At 52.0% G+C, this 17,029-nt stretch carries 13 protein-coding genes and 4 tRNA genes; 2 read left to right on the forward strand and 15 right to left on the reverse strand.

Annotation, left to right across the window (positions count from 1 at the left end):
- Positions 1 to 17 precede the first annotated feature (17 nt).
- The 12 genes from rpoB to PG1C_RS12870 all read right to left on the reverse strand — a co-directional run bounded on the left by rpoB (position 18) and on the right by PG1C_RS12870 (position 9,309).
- A complete protein-coding gene (rpoB, locus tag PG1C_RS12815; RefSeq protein WP_202635133.1) occupies positions 18 to 4,088 on the reverse strand; it encodes a DNA-directed RNA polymerase subunit beta in 4,071 nt (1,356 codons plus the stop codon).
- Positions 4,089 to 4,251: 163 nt separating this feature from the next.
- The gene (rplL, locus tag PG1C_RS12820; protein ID WP_202635134.1) at positions 4,252 to 4,626 is read right to left on the reverse strand and encodes a 50S ribosomal protein L7/L12; all 375 of its coding nucleotides are present in this window, start codon (positions 4,624 to 4,626) and stop codon (positions 4,252 to 4,254) included.
- Positions 4,627 to 4,667: 41 nt separating this feature from the next.
- Positions 4,668 to 5,192, reverse strand: a complete 525-nt coding sequence (rplJ, locus tag PG1C_RS12825) for a 50S ribosomal protein L10 (RefSeq protein WP_202635135.1) — start codon at positions 5,190 to 5,192, stop codon at positions 4,668 to 4,670.
- A gap of 221 nt (positions 5,193 to 5,413) precedes the next feature.
- Complete coding sequence (rplA, locus tag PG1C_RS12830; RefSeq protein ID WP_202635136.1) at positions 5,414 to 6,115, reverse strand: 50S ribosomal protein L1; 702 nt, start codon at positions 6,113 to 6,115, stop codon at positions 5,414 to 5,416.
- A 2-nt stretch (positions 6,116 to 6,117) separates the two neighbouring features.
- Positions 6,118 to 6,549, reverse strand: a complete 432-nt coding sequence (gene rplK, locus PG1C_RS12835) for a 50S ribosomal protein L11 (protein WP_202635137.1) — start codon at positions 6,547 to 6,549, stop codon at positions 6,118 to 6,120.
- A gap of 120 nt (positions 6,550 to 6,669) precedes the next feature.
- Positions 6,670 to 7,203, reverse strand: a complete 534-nt coding sequence (gene nusG / locus PG1C_RS12840; protein ID WP_202635138.1) for a transcription termination/antitermination protein NusG — start codon at positions 7,201 to 7,203, stop codon at positions 6,670 to 6,672.
- Positions 7,203 to 7,553 (reverse strand): preprotein translocase subunit SecE, encoded by a 351-nt coding sequence (gene secE, locus PG1C_RS12845; RefSeq protein ID WP_202635139.1) that lies wholly within the window; start codon positions 7,551 to 7,553, stop codon positions 7,203 to 7,205. The genes nusG and secE overlap by 1 nt, the downstream gene beginning before the upstream one ends.
- Before the next feature lie 34 nt (positions 7,554 to 7,587).
- Positions 7,588 to 7,663, reverse strand: a tRNA-Trp gene (locus PG1C_RS12850).
- A 64-nt stretch (positions 7,664 to 7,727) separates the two neighbouring features.
- Positions 7,728 to 8,918, reverse strand: coding sequence for an elongation factor Tu (gene tuf, locus PG1C_RS12855; protein WP_202635128.1), 1,191 nt, complete (start codon positions 8,916 to 8,918; stop codon positions 7,728 to 7,730).
- A gap of 39 nt (positions 8,919 to 8,957) precedes the next feature.
- A tRNA-Thr gene (locus PG1C_RS12860) sits at positions 8,958 to 9,032 on the reverse strand.
- Positions 9,033 to 9,052: 20 nt separating this feature from the next.
- Positions 9,053 to 9,126: transfer RNA gene (locus PG1C_RS12865), tRNA-Gly, on the reverse strand.
- A gap of 98 nt (positions 9,127 to 9,224) precedes the next feature.
- Positions 9,225 to 9,309: transfer RNA gene (locus PG1C_RS12870), tRNA-Tyr, on the reverse strand.
- Between the two features lie 135 nt (positions 9,310 to 9,444).
- Here PG1C_RS12870 and PG1C_RS12875 point away from each other — a divergent pair.
- Entirely contained in the window at positions 9,445 to 10,860 is a 1,416-nt protein-coding gene (locus PG1C_RS12875) for an FAD-linked oxidase C-terminal domain-containing protein (RefSeq protein ID WP_202635140.1), read from the forward strand.
- 136 nt (positions 10,861 to 10,996) lie between these two features.
- Positions 10,997 to 11,425 carry a PhaM family polyhydroxyalkanoate granule multifunctional regulatory protein gene (locus tag PG1C_RS12880; protein ID WP_202635141.1) on the forward strand — a complete coding sequence of 143 codons (429 nt, stop codon included), beginning with the start codon at positions 10,997 to 10,999 and terminating at the stop codon, positions 11,423 to 11,425.
- Positions 11,426 to 11,441: 16 nt separating this feature from the next.
- Here PG1C_RS12880 and PG1C_RS12885 read toward each other — a convergent pair whose 3' ends face one another.
- The 3 genes from PG1C_RS12885 to icmF are packed head-to-tail and all read right to left on the reverse strand — an operon-like array spanning position 11,442 to position 17,011.
- A complete protein-coding gene (locus PG1C_RS12885) occupies positions 11,442 to 12,827 on the reverse strand; it encodes a CaiB/BaiF CoA transferase family protein (protein ID WP_202635142.1) in 1,386 nt (461 codons plus the stop codon).
- A gap of 4 nt (positions 12,828 to 12,831) precedes the next feature.
- Positions 12,832 to 13,683, reverse strand: a complete 852-nt coding sequence (locus PG1C_RS12890; RefSeq protein WP_202635143.1) for a 3-hydroxybutyryl-CoA dehydrogenase — start codon at positions 13,681 to 13,683, stop codon at positions 12,832 to 12,834.
- A gap of 46 nt (positions 13,684 to 13,729) precedes the next feature.
- Positions 13,730 to 17,011, reverse strand: coding sequence for a fused isobutyryl-CoA mutase/GTPase IcmF (icmF, locus tag PG1C_RS12895; protein ID WP_202635144.1), 3,282 nt, complete (start codon positions 17,009 to 17,011; stop codon positions 13,730 to 13,732).
- Positions 17,012 to 17,029 lie beyond the last annotated feature (18 nt).

Genomic DNA, 17,029 nt, shown 5'->3' on the forward strand with positions numbered 1-17,029 from the left:
AGTGGACGACATCAGGTTCAATGACGCTCGAGATCAATATCGATCGCTAGTGAGCGAATTTCCTTGATCAAAACATTAAATGATTCAGGCATACCCGCATCGATTTTGTGCTCGCCCTTAACAATATTTTCATAGACCTTGGTGCGCCCGCCCACATCATCTGACTTAACGGTTAGCATTTCCTGCAACACATAGGCGGCACCATAAGCCTCGAGTGCCCACACCTCCATTTCGCCAAAGCGCTGACCACCAAACTGCGCCTTACCACCCAGGGGTTGCTGGGTCACCAAGCTGTACGGGCCGGTTGAGCGAGCGTGCATCTTGTCATCGACCAGATGATGCAGTTTTAGAACGTGCATATAACCGACGGTAACTTGTCGATCAAATTTTTCTCCGGTACGCCCATCAAACAAATCAACTTGGCCATTAGTAGGCAAGTCCGCAAGTTCAAGCATTGCCTTGATCTCTGACTCGTGAGCGCCATCAAACACTGGGGTAGCAAATGGCACACCATCCTTTAGATTTACCGCAAGCTCAGCCAGCTCAAAATCATTTAGGCTATTGATTTCTTCACTTTTTCCTGAACTATTGTAAATATTATTCAGCAGCTTACGTACCTCAGCAGCAGACGCCTGCTGACGCAGCAGGGTATCGATTTTCTTTCCAAGGCCTTTGGCTGCCCACCCCAGATGTGTCTCAAGAATCTGGCCGATATTCATCCGTGACGGTACACCCAACGGGTTAAGTACGATATCCATCGGCGTACCATCTGCCATATGAGGCATATCTTCAACGGGTACAATTTTCGAGATAACACCCTTGTTACCATGCCGGCCAGCCATCTTATCTCCAGGCTGAACTCGCCGTTTAACAGCAAGATAAACCTTGACCATCTTCTGTACACCAGGCGGAAGCTCATCTCCCTGTGTCAGCTTCTTTTTCTTGGCATCGAAAGCTATATCAAAATCTTTACGCGTCTGCTCGATGCTATCGCGCAAGCTTTCCAGCTGCTCCTGAGCTTCTTCACTTGCAAGAGAAATATCGAACCAGTGGTAGTGCTCAATCGTCTCAAGATATGCCTTGGTTATTTTGGTGCCTTTAACGAGTTTTTTAGGCCCCTTATTAGCAACTTTATTAACCAATAGTTTTTCAATCCGCGCAAATGTGTCGCGCTCAACAATACGCATCTGGTCAGCTAAATCTTGTTTATAGCCCTTTAACATATCGTCGATAATCGACTGGGCACGCTTATCGCGTTCAATGCCTTCACGCGTAAACACTTGGACATCGATTACGGTTCCCACCATACCTGAAGGGACTTTTAGCGATGTGTCTTTTACATCTGAAGCTTTCTCGCCGAAGATAGCGCGCAACAGTTTTTCTTCCGGCGTAAGCTGGGTTTCACCTTTAGGAGTTACTTTACCGACAAGCACATCCCCTGCTTCGACTTCCGCACCAATATAAACAATACCCGATTCATCAAGACGTCCCAGTTGCGACTCCCCCAAGGTGGCAATATCCCTTGAAATTTCTTCAGGGCCTAGCTTTGTATCGCGCGCCATAACGGTCAACTCTTCAATGTGAATTGAAGTAAAGCGATCTTCAGCTACAACACGTTCGGAAATAAGAATGGAATCCTCGAAGTTATAACCATTCCAAGGCATAAACGCCACGAGCATGTTCTGGCCTAGAGCCAACTCGCCAAGATCAGTTGATGCACCATCAGCAATTACGTCACCTTTCCCAATGGCATCCCCAACTTTTACAATGGGGCGCTGATTGATGTTCGTGTTTTGATTGGACCTTGTGTACTTTATGAGATTGTAGATGTCGACACCGACTTCCCCTGGCACCGTTTCATCATCATTAACTCGAACCACAATTCGGTTGGCGTCAACATAATCAACCAAACCGCCACGTAAGGCTTGTACTGCTGTTCCTGAATCGACTGCCACTGTGCGTTCTATGCCAGTGCCGACAAAAGCCTTTTCTGGGCGCAGGCAAGGAACCGCTTGACGTTGCATGTTGGCGCCCATCAATGCCCGGTTCGCATCATCATGTTCCAGGAACGGAATTAACGAAGCTGCCACCGAGACAATTTGACTAGGAGCAACGTCCATGTATTGCACATCACTAGGCTCTTTGAGCGCAAACTCGCCGCTAAGCCGGCAAGAAACCAAGGCATCAGTTAAGGTACCTTTCTCGTCAAGTTCTGCATTTGCCTGGGCAATTACAAACTTGCCCTCTTCAATCGCCGATAGATATTCAATCTCATCAGTGACGTGACTATCCACCACCTTGCGGTAGGGGGTTTCCATAAAGCCGTATTCGTTTGTGCGCGAATAAAGTGCCAGGGAGTTAATCAGACCAATATTCGGGCCTTCAGGTGTTTCAATAGGGCAAACACGCCCGTAATGCGTTGGGTGCACGTCTCGCACTTCAAACCCGGCGCGTTCACGCGTCAATCCGCCTGGGCCGAGCGCTGACACGCGTCGCTTGTGCGTAATTTCGGATAACGGATTCGTTTGATCCATAAATTGCGACAGCTGGCTTGATCCAAAGAATTCCTTAATCGCAGCAGAGATCGGTTTTGCATTGATCAAATCGCGGGGCATGAGATTATCGCTTTCCGCTTGATTGAGTCGCTCTTTTACAGCGCGCTCAACGCGCACTAGACCAGCACGAAACTGGTTTTCAGCCAATTCGCCAACTGACCGAACACGACGGTTGCCCAGGTGATCAATATCATCAACTTCGCCACGGCCGTTACGCAACTCAACTAGTATTTTGACGACATCAACAATATCTTCATTTGACAGCGTCCCGGGCCCTTCAATTTCTTCACGGCCAACACGGCGGTTAAATTTCATGCGCCCGACTTCTGACAAGTCATAGCGCTCATCAGAATAAAACAGGCTATGGAAAAGATTTTCAACAGCATCTTCAGTTGGCGGCTCGCCCGGGCGCATCATGCGATAAATGGCAACACGTGCCGCCCATTGATCTGTTGTCTCATCGATGCGCAAGGTTGACGAAATGTACTCGCCACGATCAAGATCATTTACATACAGCGTATTTAATTGATCAACACCATTTTCAACCAACTTGGCAAGCAGGTCTTCAGTGATTTCATCATTAGCATTGGCAATCACTTCACCCGTCTCTTGATTCACAATGGTGTTAGCAATTATGCGGCCCAACATGTATTCGTCTGGCACAACAAACTTTTTGATGCCCGCTTCGGCCAGTTGGCGAATATGCTTAGCTGTAATGCGCTTATCTTTACTGACAATGGGGTTGCCAGCCTTGTCAAGAATATCGAACTTTGCCATCTCACCACGCAAACGCTCGATATCACTTTCAAAGAAAATGCCCTTCTTACTGAACTGAAACGTATCAAATTCAAAGAAGGTACTCAGAATTTGCTCATGCGTCATGCCGATCGCTTTGAGCAAAATGGTCACAGGCATTTTGCGACGACGGTCGATACGAAAGAATAAAACGTCCTTCGGGTCAAATTCAAAATCCAACCAAGACCCGCGATAAGGAATGATTCGCGCCGAAAATAGCAATTTGCCTGAGCTATGCGTCTTGCCTTTATCGTGCTCAAAAAATACGCCAGGCGAACGGTGCAGCTGGGAAACAATGACCCGTTCAGTGCCATTGATGACGAACGAGCCGGTAGTTGTCATGAGAGGAATTTCACCCATATACAACGGCTGGTCTTCTTTAACTTCTTTTACCACCTTTGTATCTCGATCAAGAAGTATCAAACGCACTTTGGCCCGCAACGGACTAGCGAAGGTTAAGCCACGCTGGTGACACTCTTTGACGTCAAAAGATGGCTCGCCCAGGGCGTATTCAATAAACTCAAGTCGCGCGTTGCCAGAATGTGCAACAATTGGAAAAATCGACGTGAATGCTGCTTGCAGACCATGATTTTTTCGCGCACTAGGAGGCACATCGGTTTGCAGAAAGTGCATGTAAGAATCGATCTGTGTTGCTAGCAGGAAAGGCACATTAAGCACGTTCTCCCGTTTGGCAAAACTCTTGCGGATACGCTTTTTTTCAGTGTAAGAATAAGGCATGGTGTCTCCGTTCATGATTCAGACATCGGGGGGGGTAAAAGAAAAAACTGCACGCAGTTTTTTTGTTTAACCCCTGTACCAGATTAACTTCTGGCAGGTTTAACTCACGTACCAGTGAAAAACGGGTTGGCAACAAGGCTGCCAACCCGTTTCAAGGCAAAAATTACTTAACTTCAACCTTCGCGCCAGCTTCCTCAAGTTGCTTTTTGAGGGCTTCTGCATCAGCCTTGGAAACGCCTTCTTTAACGGCCTTAGGTGCGCCATCAACTACATCTTTGGCTTCCTTCAGACCAAGGCCTGTCGCTGCGCGAACAATCTTGATAACTTCAACTTTTTTCTCGCCCGCTGCAAGCAGCATGACGTTGAACTCAGTTTGCTCTTCTGCAGCCGCAGCTGCCGCAGCCGGTGCAGCAACAGCAACCGCTGCGGCAGTTGCGGAAACACCAAACTTCTCTTCCATTTCCTTGATCAACTCGGAAAGCTCGAGAACGGTCATGCCAGCGATGGCTTCGAGAATTTCAGCTTTATTAACAGCCATAATTGCAACTCCTAAATGAATTTTGAATCAATAAAATACGATTACGCAGTCGTTTTTGCATCACGCACAGCAGCAAGCCCCCGAACAAACTTCGTCGGAACTTCGTTGAGCGTACGTACAAACTGAGTGATTGGTGCTTGCATCGTGCCAAGCAGCTTGGACAACAGCTCCTCACGGCTAGGCATCGTGGCTAACGCTTTAACACCCGCTGCGTCCAGGACGTAGTTGGGCATGGCACCAGCCTTGATGACAATCTGATCTTTACCCTTGGCGAAATCATTGAGCAGCTTGGCAGCGGCCACCGGATCCGTGGAGATTCCATAGATCAGAGGGCCCACTAGCTTCTCAGATAGCGCTTCGAACGGCGTGCCTGTTAAAGCACGTCGCGCCAGAGTATTTTTCAGCACACGCAAATACACACCGGATTGACGCGCTTTAGCACGCAAACCGGTAAGATCAACCACTTCTAGACCACGGTACTCGGCGACGATGATCGACTGGGCTTTCGCAACTATTGCGGAAACCTCTGCAACTACCGCCTTCTTGTCGTCAAGATTAAGACTCACGGTCACCTCCTAGTCAAACGCCTGCGCCGGAAAGTCGGCGCTGGCAATACGGCGGCCTTCATTCAGAAACTGCAAAAGCATTTCCTGTCATCGGGTGACGCCATCTGCGCAGGCTGCAGCAACGATGGGCTGTTGCTACCGCTTAAGTCCGCATGGACACCTGCGGTCTTTGATAACCTGCCGCACCCCAAACCTAGCGGATGCAGCAGCCCAAAGTCTTTTTAGCCCAGAACTCCAATGCTGGACTGCTCAATTCGAACCCCGACACCCATGGTGCTGGATAACGATACCTTCTTTAAATATTGTCCTTTTGATCCATTTGGCCGCGCCTTTTGCAGCGCGTCGATCAGTGCGACACAGTTCTGCTGCAAAGCTTCGACACTGAATGATGCACGGCCCAGCGTACAGTGAATAATGCCCGACTTGTCTGTCCGATATTGGACTTGACCCGCCTTGGCATTTTTCACTGCAGTCGCCACATCCATCGTGACAGTACCAACTTTCGGATTCGGCATCAGGCCGCGGGGGCCAAGGATTTGACCTAACGCGCCGACAACTCGCATTGCATCAGGTGTGGCGATGACGATATCAAAATTCATGTTGCCCGCTTTGACATCGGCCGCCAGGTCGTCAAAACCGACCACATCAGCCCCAGCCGCTTTAGCGGCCTCGGCCTTATCACCCTGAGCAAACACTGCGACGCGAACAGTTTTACCTGTTCCCGCCGGGAGAACGACCGAACCACGCACCACTTGATCAGATTTTTTGGCATCAATCCCGAGGTTCACTGAAATATCGATGGATTCATCAAACTTGGCGTTTGCGCAATCTTTAACCAGACTTAAGGCATCGCCCAGCACATAGGTTTTGTTCGGATCTATTTTTGCGCGGATAGCCTGAGCGCGTTTAGAAAGCTTAGCCATGATCAGAGACCCTCCACGGTGATGCCCATACTGCGGGCAGAACCCGCAATTGTTCGGACCGCAGCTTCAAGATCTGCCGCCGTAAGATCAGGCATTTTTGCCTTGGCAATTTCTTCAGCTTGCGCTTTGGTAATTGAGCCGACTTTATCGGTATGTGGCGTTGGTGAGCCCTTTTGTACGCCGGCTGCTTTCTTGATCAGAATGGTTGCAGGCGGTGTCTTCATGACAAAAGTAAAACTCTTGTCAGCAAACGCGGTAATAACAACCGGGATAGGCAGACCAGGCTCTAAGCCCTGTGTTTGCGCATTGAATGCCTTACAGAACTCCATGATGTTCAACCCGCGCTGACCTAGTGCCGGGCCAATGGGTGGTGATGGATTAGCTTTGCCTGCAGGCACCTGCAGCTTGATGTAACCGACGATCTTCTTTGCCATGATGGCTCCTTTACTAAATGAGTTTTAACGCACGTTCGGAATTCCTACTTGCGCTCCTCGTTGCCGCTAAAGTGAAACACATGACTACCGCGGCGCAGTCAAAACACAGTCAAAAACTAGTTAAACCTTTTCAACCTGCGCAAAATCAAGCTCGACAGGTGTGGAACGACCGAAAATAGTGACCGAAACATGCAGCCGACTTTTTTCGTAATTTACCCCTTCAACGTTGCCATTGAAGTCAGTGAATGGGCCTTCTTTGATTCGCACCATCTCACCTATCTCAAACAACACCTTCGGACGCGGCTTTTCAACACCATCCTGAACTTGCTGCATAATCTTTGCGACTTCCTTTTCAGAAATCGGTGTTGGCTGCATTGCAGTGCCACCAATAAAGCCAGTCACCTTGGCGGTACTTTTTACTAAATGCCATGAATCATCATCCATGTCCATTTCGACCAGCACATACCCAGGAAAAAACTTCCGCTCGGACACTCTTTTTTGCCCGTTCTTCATTTCAATAACTTCTTCTACAGGCACAAGCACCTGGCCAAACTTATCCTGCATATTTGCACGCGTAATCCGCTCAATGAGCGCACGCTGCACAGACTTCTCAAACCCGGAATAAGCGTGCACTACATACCAACGTTTGGTCATTATTTTTTCCAGCCCAGGATAAGATCGTAAAGTACCCACTCAAGGCTTTTGTCAGTCGTCCACAACACGACCGCCATCACCAGCACAAAACTAAAGACAATGCCCGTGACCTGAATGGTTTCGCGACGTGTAGGCCAAACAACCTTTTCGGTTTCAACAATGGCTTCACGACTGAAACCCACAAAACGCCGTCCCGGCACGGTAAACCAGGCCACCGCAACACCCGCCCCAATGCCTGCAAGCACAGCGAGCACCCGCACGATCATTGGCTGTTCGCCAAGATAATAAAAACCAGCCACGCCTGATACCAAAAGCAAAAGCGCCAGCGTAAACTTAAGTTTGTCGGCCATTTAAACCACGTCAGTTAGTGAAACAAAATCGAAGTGGCAGGGGCGGAGGGAATCGAACCCCCAACCTGCGGTTTTGGAGACCGCCGCTCTGCCAATTGAGCTACACCCCTGTAACAGAAACCATAAAAGCGACACCCCGTTACCGGAGTGCCGCCCTCAAAAAAACACCTAAACTTACTCAATAACCTTCGCCACAACACCTGCGCCGACGGTACGACCGCCTTCACGGATGGCGAAACGCAAACCTTCTTCCATCGCAATAGGCGCGATCAGCTTGACCGTCATGGCAATGTTGTCACCCGGCATGACCATTTCCGTGCCTGCGGGTAATTCAATCGCACCAGTGACATCCGTCGTGCGGAAGTAGAACTGGGGGCGGTAGCCATTGAAGAACGGCGTGTGACGACCGCCTTCATCTTTCGAGAGAATATAGACCTCGGAGGTGAAGTGGGTGTGCGGGTTGATCGAACCTGGCTTGGCGAGCACTTGCCCACGCTCGATTTCTTCGCGCTTCGTGCCGCGGAGCAATACGCCCACATTGTCACCCGCCTGGCCCTGGTCGAGCAGCTTACGGAACATTTCGACGCCCGTGCAGGTGGTCTTGACGGTGGGGCGAATGCCGATGATTTCAATTTCTTCGCCCACTTTGACGATGCCACGCTCAACACGACCGGTGACAACGGTGCCACGGCCGGAGATGGAAAAGACGTCTTCGATGGGCAACAGGAAGGGTTTGTCAATCGCACGCTCGGGGGTGGGAATGTAGCTGTCCAGGGCTTCTGCAAGCTTGAGAATGGCTTCTTCGCCCAACGGGCCTTTGTCGCCTTCGAGTGCTTTCAGGGCAGAACCTTTGATGATGGGAACGTCATCGCCCGGGAAGTCGTACTTGCTGAGCAATTCACGGACTTCCATTTCGACGAGTTCGAGCAGTTCGGCGTCATCGACCATGTCGCATTTGTTCATGAAGACGATGATGAAGGGAACGCCTACCTGACGCGCCAGCAGGATGTGCTCGCGGGTTTGGGGCATGGGGCCGTCGGCAGCCGAGACGACGAGGATGGCGCCATCCATCTGGGCGGCGCCGGTGATCATGTTTTTTACATAGTCGGCGTGGCCCGGGCAGTCAACGTGGGCGTAGTGACGGTTCGCTGTTTCATACTCGACGTGCGCGGTGTTGATGGTGATGCCCCGCGCTTTTTCTTCCGGTGCGGCGTCAATTTGGTCGTAGGCTTTTGCTTCGCCGCCAAATTTGGCCGACAGGATCGTCGTGATCGCCGCCGTTAATGTGGTCTTGCCGTGATCAACGTGTCCAATCGTCCCCACATTGACGTGCGGTTTCGTTCGCTCAAACTTGCCTTTTGCCATGTCAGTTACCTCAACAAAGAGTCAATAAAATTCAAAAAATGGTGCCCATGACGTGGATCGAACACGTGACCTCTCCCTTACCAAGGGAGTGCTCTACCACTGAGCCACATGGGCGAAACTTGCCTCTTACAATCTGGAGCGGCGAGCGGGAATCGAACCCGCGTCATCAGCTTGGAAGGCTGAGGTTCTACCATTAAACTACCGCCGCCCACTTAACTTTCACTTAATTAAACATACTTACACACCCTACATACTGCCTTGCGAGACAAATGAATAAATAAAAAATTCACTCTTCTCAGCTACTGCTGGTGGAGGGGGAAGGATTCGAACCTTCGAAGGCAGAGCCGTCAGATTTACAGTCTGATCCCTTTGACCGCTCGGGAACCCCTCCAGCGTAACCGCGAATTATCTTCAAATTTTGCGGCGGCGTCAACATTCATTTCTCATCTGGTGATTCATTACCTCATAATCGGGGCCCCGTTACGGCATAAACTTCCACAAATATCTGAAAAATTCGGGAGGCATTATGGATACACAACATCACTCGCGAAACCTACCTCAAGGCCTCGTTGATGAACTAACCGTTCGTTTTGGCTCCCGTTTCTCGGTTGCAGAGGCGGTGCGGCTTCACCATGGCAAGGATGAATCATCCCATCCGCCCATGCCCCCCGATGCCGTTGTATTCGCTGAATCCACCGAAGAGGTTGCTGCAACGCTCATGTGTTGCAACGCCTACCGAACGCCCGTCATTGCTTATGGCACAGGGACCTCGCTCGAAGGGCATATTCTCGCGGTGCAAGGGGGTGTTTGCATTGATCTTTCTGCACTCAACAACGTTGTTGCAGTGCGCGCTGAAGACATGGATGCCACCGTGCAGTGTGGCGTTACCCGCAAGAAACTCAATGAATGGCTCAATGGTACGGGTTTGTTCTTCCCGATTGACCCCGGCGCAGATGCGAGCTTAGGTGGCATGGCAGCGACCCGCGCCTCCGGCACAAACGCCGTGCGCTATGGCACCATGCGTGAGAACGTGCTGGGGATGACCGTGGTACTTGCTGACGGGCGCATACTCAAAACAGGTGGCCGCGCACGCAAATCTTCCGCCGGCTACGACTTGACGCGCCTTATGGTCGGTTCTGAAGGAACCTTAGGCCTCATCACCGAGCTCACTGTGCGCTTGCATCCCCTGCCAGAAGCCATTGCCAGTGCAGTGTGCACCTTCCCCAGCATTGTTGCCGCCGTCAATACGGTGATTCAGACAATACAAGTGGGGGTGCCCGTCGCCCGCATGGAATTACTTGATGCGTTAGCCATTTCAGCGCTCAACCGCTATAGCAAAACCAGCCTGCGAGAAGAGCCCACGTTATTTTTTGAATTTCATGGCTCCCCCGCTAGCGTTCAAGAACAGACGACGCTGGTGGCAGACATTGCCAAAACGCACGGTGGAAAAGATTTTGATTGGGCCACACGCCCTGAAGACCGCAGCCGTCTCTGGCAGGCGCGGCACGATGCGCTCTGGGCGGCGCTGGGCTTAAAACCTGGGGCTCGGGCTTTATCCACCGATGTGTGCGTGCCTATTTCTCGACTAGCTGAATGCATCGCCGAGACGATCGCGGACATTGCAGCGATCAATCTCCCCAGTCCTATTCCCAGCCCCATTGTTGGCCATGTCGGCGACGGAAACTTTCACGTCGTGCTCCTCATCGACCCGAACAATCCGGATGAAATCACCCGCGCGCACGACTTCGCCACCCGCCTGGCGCACCGCGCGATCAGCATGGATGGCACATCGACGGGCGAACATGGCATTGGGCTTGGCAAGCGCGACTATCTCATCCCCGAGCACGGCGTGGTGGCGATTGATGTCATGCGTGCCATTAAACAGGCGTTAGATCCGAACAACATTCTTAACCCGGGGAAAATTCTGCCGTCTCCAAAATGAACTTGCTTCGCGCCGTATCACCAGCGCCGACTTTTCTTGCCACGCGCTAGTGTCATGCAATCGTCCCACATTTTGTCCATCCACCAACGCCAGCACGCTACGGTAAGATGGCGCATCACACCTGAGGAGAAATCTCATGAGCACGCTACCTAATAATCCGATGGATCCGATGGAATTTTTAAAGTCACTTTGGGGTAGCGCGGGCATGCCGCTGCCAGGACTGGTGACACCAACGCTGGATACGGATGAGCTGGAAAAGCGCATCACCGACCTCAAAGCCGTTGAGGGCTGGCTGAAAACCAATCTCAGTATGCTTCAGATGACCATTCAAGGACTTGAAATTCAGCGCGCCACACTGACTGCACTACAAGCAATGAACCAGTCTGCCGGGTCGGCGGAGGCCGGTGAAAATCCGTTGACTAACCCGAATCTGGCTACGCTGTGGCCATGGAACTTGATGCAGTCGGCCGCAGCCACTTCGAATCCCGCGACTGACGCAGCGCAAGCAGCGCAGGCATCGGATAAACCCGCTGCCAAATCCACCACAAAATCTAAACGAGCCTAAGCTGCGCGGCTAAACCCTAAATCACACCATCACGGCGCAGGGTTTCAATTTCATCGGCAGAATATCCAACCGCTTGCAGTACAGCCGCGCTATCCGCCCCCGCCGTTGCAGCGGGTCGCCTTTCAGTCTGCGGCCAGTGGGACAACTTGAAGGGCGGGGCGCACTGAGTCAACCCTGTCTCATTCACGATGATTTGCCGCGCAATGAACTGCGGGTGATTGACTGCTTCATCAAGGCGCAATACGGGCGTGACGCAACAATCCAGCGGAACCAGCGTCTTTTTCCAGTATGCAAGCGGTTGTGTTTTAATCACCATCGCAAGTGCTTCACGGGCATGTTTCATTTCTGCCGCATTCGTCATATCTGTCGTCGCCAGCTCAGGTAAGCCTAGCGCGGTGCACAGCGTTTGCCAGAACTTGGACTCAATCGCACCGACCGCGAGATAACGATCATCAGCTGTCGGGTACACCGCGTAGCCAGGTGATGCACCTGTCATCTCGCCTTCACCGCGAGGCGCCAACCCGTCAGGTGTCTGCGTCGCCAGCAAAGGAAACACCGAGTGCGCCAATATCGCATCGGCCATAGCCACATCCACGTGGCTACCCCGGCCAGTGGCTTTAGCGCCCATGACGGCAGTGAGCACGCCCACCAGCGATGTGAGGCACCCGCCGAGCAGATCACCAATCTGAAAATCGGGCATTGCAGGGGCACTCCCCGGCGTGCCTATTTGATCAAGCAAACCAGACATTGCAATAAAATTAATGTCATGCCCGGCATAGTGCGCCCATGGCCCGGTTTGTCCGTAACCCGTAATGGCGCAATACACAATCCGCGGATTAATCGCGCGCACGGCTTCATAACCGATACCCAGGCGGTCAACCACGCCAGGGCGAAAACTTTCAAAAATGACATCGGCTTCTGCTGCCAAACGCAAAAAAACCTGTACCCCAGCCGGCTGTTTAAGATCTAGCCGCAGACTTTTCTTGTTGCGATTAAGCATGCGAAAAAAGGGGCTGTCTTTTCCTTCTGCGCTCGCTTGGGCCGCACCCGGGCCCATGGTGCGCGCATAGTCGCCCAGCCCCGTGTCTTCAATCTTGATGACCTCAGCGCCTTGATCTGCCAGATGCAACGTGGCCATCGGGCCCGGTAACAACCGGGTGAGATCAAGGACACGCAAACCAGCCAACGGCCCGCTCGGCGTATCACCATCCGCTACGGCGAGGATCCGCAGCGACGAGGAGAGCGTACTTTGCTCGACCGTCCTGCTGCGCCGGGGCTTTATCAGAGCGTTTTTTGCTCGACCGCCTTGTAGCGCATCCACAGCGAAGCGGGCAGGGTTCTGTCCTGCCCCTTCTTGCTGTGCAGTTGTCTCATCAGTTGCTTCATCAGAGCCGACTTTCATCGCATCAGCTATAGATGTAGAACCCACGCCCGCTCTTGCGGCCCAAATAGCCCGCGCCGACCATTTCTTTGAGCAAGGGCGCCGGGCGATATTTGGAATCATCAAAGCCTTCGTAGAACACCTGCATCACGGCAAGCAAGGTATCCAGCCCGACCATATCTGCCAACGCCAAAGGGCCAATCGGATGGTTACAGCCGAGCTTCATGCCTTCATCAATCGCTTCGGCCGTGGCCAAGCCTTCTGAGAGGACAAAAATAGCTTCATTGATCATCGGGCAAAGAATGCGATTGACCACGAAGCCAGGATTATTTTTAACCGTGATGGGATACTTTCCCAGTGCCTGCGCCAAGGCTTCAACGCGCGCATGGGTTTCATCCGAGGTTTGCAAACCACGAATAATTTCCACCAAAGTCATTACTGGCACCGGGTTGAAAAAATGCAAGCCGATAAATTTATCCGGGCGCGCCGTTGCCGCGGCCATATGGGTAATCGAGATAGAGGAGGTATTACTGGCAATGAGTGCATTGGGACCGATGACACGCTCCACATCCTTGATGATCTTGAGCTTCAAACCCTCGTTCTCTGTGGCCGCTTCAATCACGATATCCACGCCGCTCATATCGGCCATGCCGGTTGTTGTCTTGATGAGGGCGAGCGCAGCAGATTTTTGCTCTTCGCTAATTTTTTCTTTTTTGATCAGTCGATCCAGACTGTTCGTGATGGTTGCCAGGCCTTTTTGTAACGCCGCCTCATTGATATCCAGCATCACCGCTGCAAAACCCGACATCGCACAAGTTTGCGCGATACCATTACCCATGGTTCCGGCACCGATAATGCCGACTTTCTTGATTGTCATTGCCTGTTACCTTTGCGTGAGTTAAATTTTTGTATCGCTATGCGAATTACATATTGCGTCGATATTGACCGCCGACCTCATACAGTGTGTTTGAAATTTGCCCGAGGGAACAATGGCGTACTGCATCCATGAGAACCTCAAACACGTTTTCATCCTTGATCACAGCCTCGCGCAAGCGCGCAATCCACGCTTGAGACGTATCCGCATGGGTCGCATGAAACGCTGCCAAGCGCTGCAACTGTGACTGCTTTTCATGCTCAGTAGATCGTGCCAGTTCGATCTCACCTTGCGCGCCGGCAGCACGGGGATTAAGAAAGGTGTTAACGCCGATAATCGGATAGGAACCATCATGCTTCCGGTGTTCGTAATACATCGACTCTTCTTGAATCTTGCCCCGCTGATACCCCGTTTCCATGGCCCCCAGGACACCGCCTCGTGAAGCCAGGGCTTCAAACTCTTTTAATACCGCTTCTTCTACCAGGTCGGTCAATTCGTCGATGATAAAAGCACCCTGGTTCGGGTTCTCGTTTTTCGCCAAACCCCACTCACGATTGATGATCAGTTGTATCGCCATCGCCCGCCGCACCGAGGCTTCGGTAGGTGTTGTTATTGCTTCATCGTACGCATTGGTATGCAGGCTGTTGCAATTATCGTAGATGGCAATCAGCGCCTGTAGCGTTGTGCGGATATCATTGAAATCCATTTCCTGCGCATGCAGCGAGCGGCCGGAAGTCTGGATGTGATATTTCATCTTCTGACTACGCTCATTCGCGCCATACCGATTTTTCATCGCCACCGCCCAGATACGGCGAGCGACACGGCCGATAACGGCATACTCCGGGTCCATGCCGTTGCTGAAAAAGAAACTTAAGTTAGGCGCAAACTCATCGATGGACATACCGCGCGCCAGATACGCTTCGACAAAGGTAAACCCGTTGGCCAAGGTAAATGCGAGTTGTGTAATCGGATTCGCACCCGCCTCCGCGATGTGATAGCCGGAAATGGATACCGAATAAAAGTTGCGCACCTGATGTTTGACAAAAAACGCTTGAATATCGCCCATCATCTTGAGCGCAAATTCTGTCGAAAAAATGCAGGTATTCTGACCCTGATCTTCCTTGAGAATATCCGCCTGCACTGTACCGCGCACATTAGCAAAGGCAAATTCCCGCAATGAATGCGCTTCATCCGCGCTCGGCTCTCTGCCATTTTTCTCGCGGAATTTTTCTACTTGCTGGTCAATCGCCGCATTCAGAAACATCGCCAGAATCATCGGTGCCGGGCCGTTGATGGTCATCGACACCGAGGTTGCCGGATCGCACAGATCAAATCCTGAATACAGCACTTTCAAATCATCCAGCGTGGCAATAGAGACGCCGGAATTGCCTACTTTGCCGTAAATGTCCGGGCGCAGATCCGGGTCGCATCCATACAGCGTAACCGAATCGAACGCCGTGGACAACCGTTTGGCGGGCATGCCATCCGATAGCCGGTGAAAGCGGCGGTTCGTGCGGAAGGCATCCCCTTCGCCCGCGAACATGCGGGTTGGATCTTCGTTTTCCCGCTTGAAGGCAAAAACACCCGCGGTATACGGAAATGCACCCGGCACATTTTCAAGCATCAGGAACTTGAGCAATTCGCCTTCATCCTCAAACCGCGGCAACGCCACTTTGCGGATTTTGCTGCCTGAAAGGGTTTCACTGACCAGGGAGGTTCGCTGCGCTTTCTGACGAACTTTCACCACGTATTCGTCACCCGCATAAGCGGCTTTGGTGTCTGGCCATGTTGCCAATAACGTGCGAACTTCTGGTGCAAGCTGGTTGTTTTTTTCAGCAATCAGCTCATCAAAATCAGTGGCATTTTTCTTGTGCTGCAGAAAAATATTTTTTGCCGTGGTTAATGCCTGCCGCTCATGGGCAATCTGCGCTTGCGCCCGCACATACCGATGATAGCCACGCACGCACTCCGCAATTTCCGCAAGATAGCGCACGCGCTCCGGCGGCACAATCGCCCGGCTGGCAGAAGAGTTTTTCACCGTCACTGCGGGCAACACGCCGGGAGCAAGCGCCAAGCCATGCTTCACCAGACGCGGAACCAGCGCCTGATACAAAGCCGTGACGCCATCATCATTAAAGCGAGCCGCCATGGTGCCAAACACCGGCATATCCTCGGTTTTTTCAGTAAAGCGTTCGTGGTTGCGTTGATACTGCTTGCGCACATCGCGCAGCGCATCTTCAGCACCCTTGCGATCAAACTTGTTGATGGCAACAAAATCCGCAAAATCGAGCATGTCGATTTTTTCCAATTGAGAAGCTGCACCGAACTCCGGCGTCATCACATACAGGGAACAATCGACCAGCGGCACAATGGCTGCATCCCCCTGGCCGATGCCGGAAGTCTCCACAATGATCAAGTCAAAGCCAGCGACCTTGCAAGCAGCAAGGGTATCTGGCAGCGCGCGAGAAATCTCGCTGCCGCTATTGCTTTCGAAATTACGGGTCGCCAGCGATCGCATGTAGATATTCGGATGCTGAATCGCATTCATGCGAATGCGGTCACCCAGCAACGCCCCACCCGTCCGCTTGCGCGAAGGGTCGATTGAAATGACCGCGATTTGCAAACGATCCTGTTGATCCAATCGAAAGCGGCGGATCAGTTCATCCGTTAGCGAACTTTTCCCCGCGCCACCAGTGCCGGTAATCCCTAAAGTCGGCGTTGGATTGCTACTCGATTTTGCGGCGGCTTTGTCCCATAAAACTTGCTTGTCTTGCACCGACCATGCGCCGTTTTCTAGCGCCGTAATGGTTTGACTTAACACCCGCCGATCACCACTTTCGAGTGCGGGCCAATTGGGCGGCGCAGACTGAGCGATTACCGCATCACAGCGCGTCACCATGTCATTGATCATGCCTTGCAAGCCAAACGCTTGGCCTTCTTCAACAGAATATAAATGCGTCACACCATAGGCGTGCAGCGCTTGAATCTCTGCGGGCACAATCACCCCACCGCCACCGCCAAACACCTGGATGTTCTCGCCACCACGTGCTTTGAGCAAATCGATCATGTACTTGAAAAACTCGACATGCCCACCTTGATAAGACGATACGGCAATGCCGTGCGCGTCTTCTTGCAAAGCTGCGGTCACGATCTCGTCGACGGAACGATTATGCCCAAGATGAATAACCTCAACCCCCGTCGCTTGCAGAATGCGCCGCATGATGTTGATCGATGCGTCATGGCCATCGAATAACGATGTCGCCGTGACAAAGCGTATCTGGCGCGAGGGCTTATAAGGCGTCTGTGCCAATTTGGGAGCGGTCTGGTTCATGCGGCTTATTCTAAACCA

Origin of the sequence: Rugosibacter aromaticivorans (assembly GCF_000934545.1) — a bacterium.
Classification (GTDB): Bacteria; Pseudomonadota; Gammaproteobacteria; order Burkholderiales; family Rhodocyclaceae; genus Rugosibacter; species Rugosibacter aromaticivorans.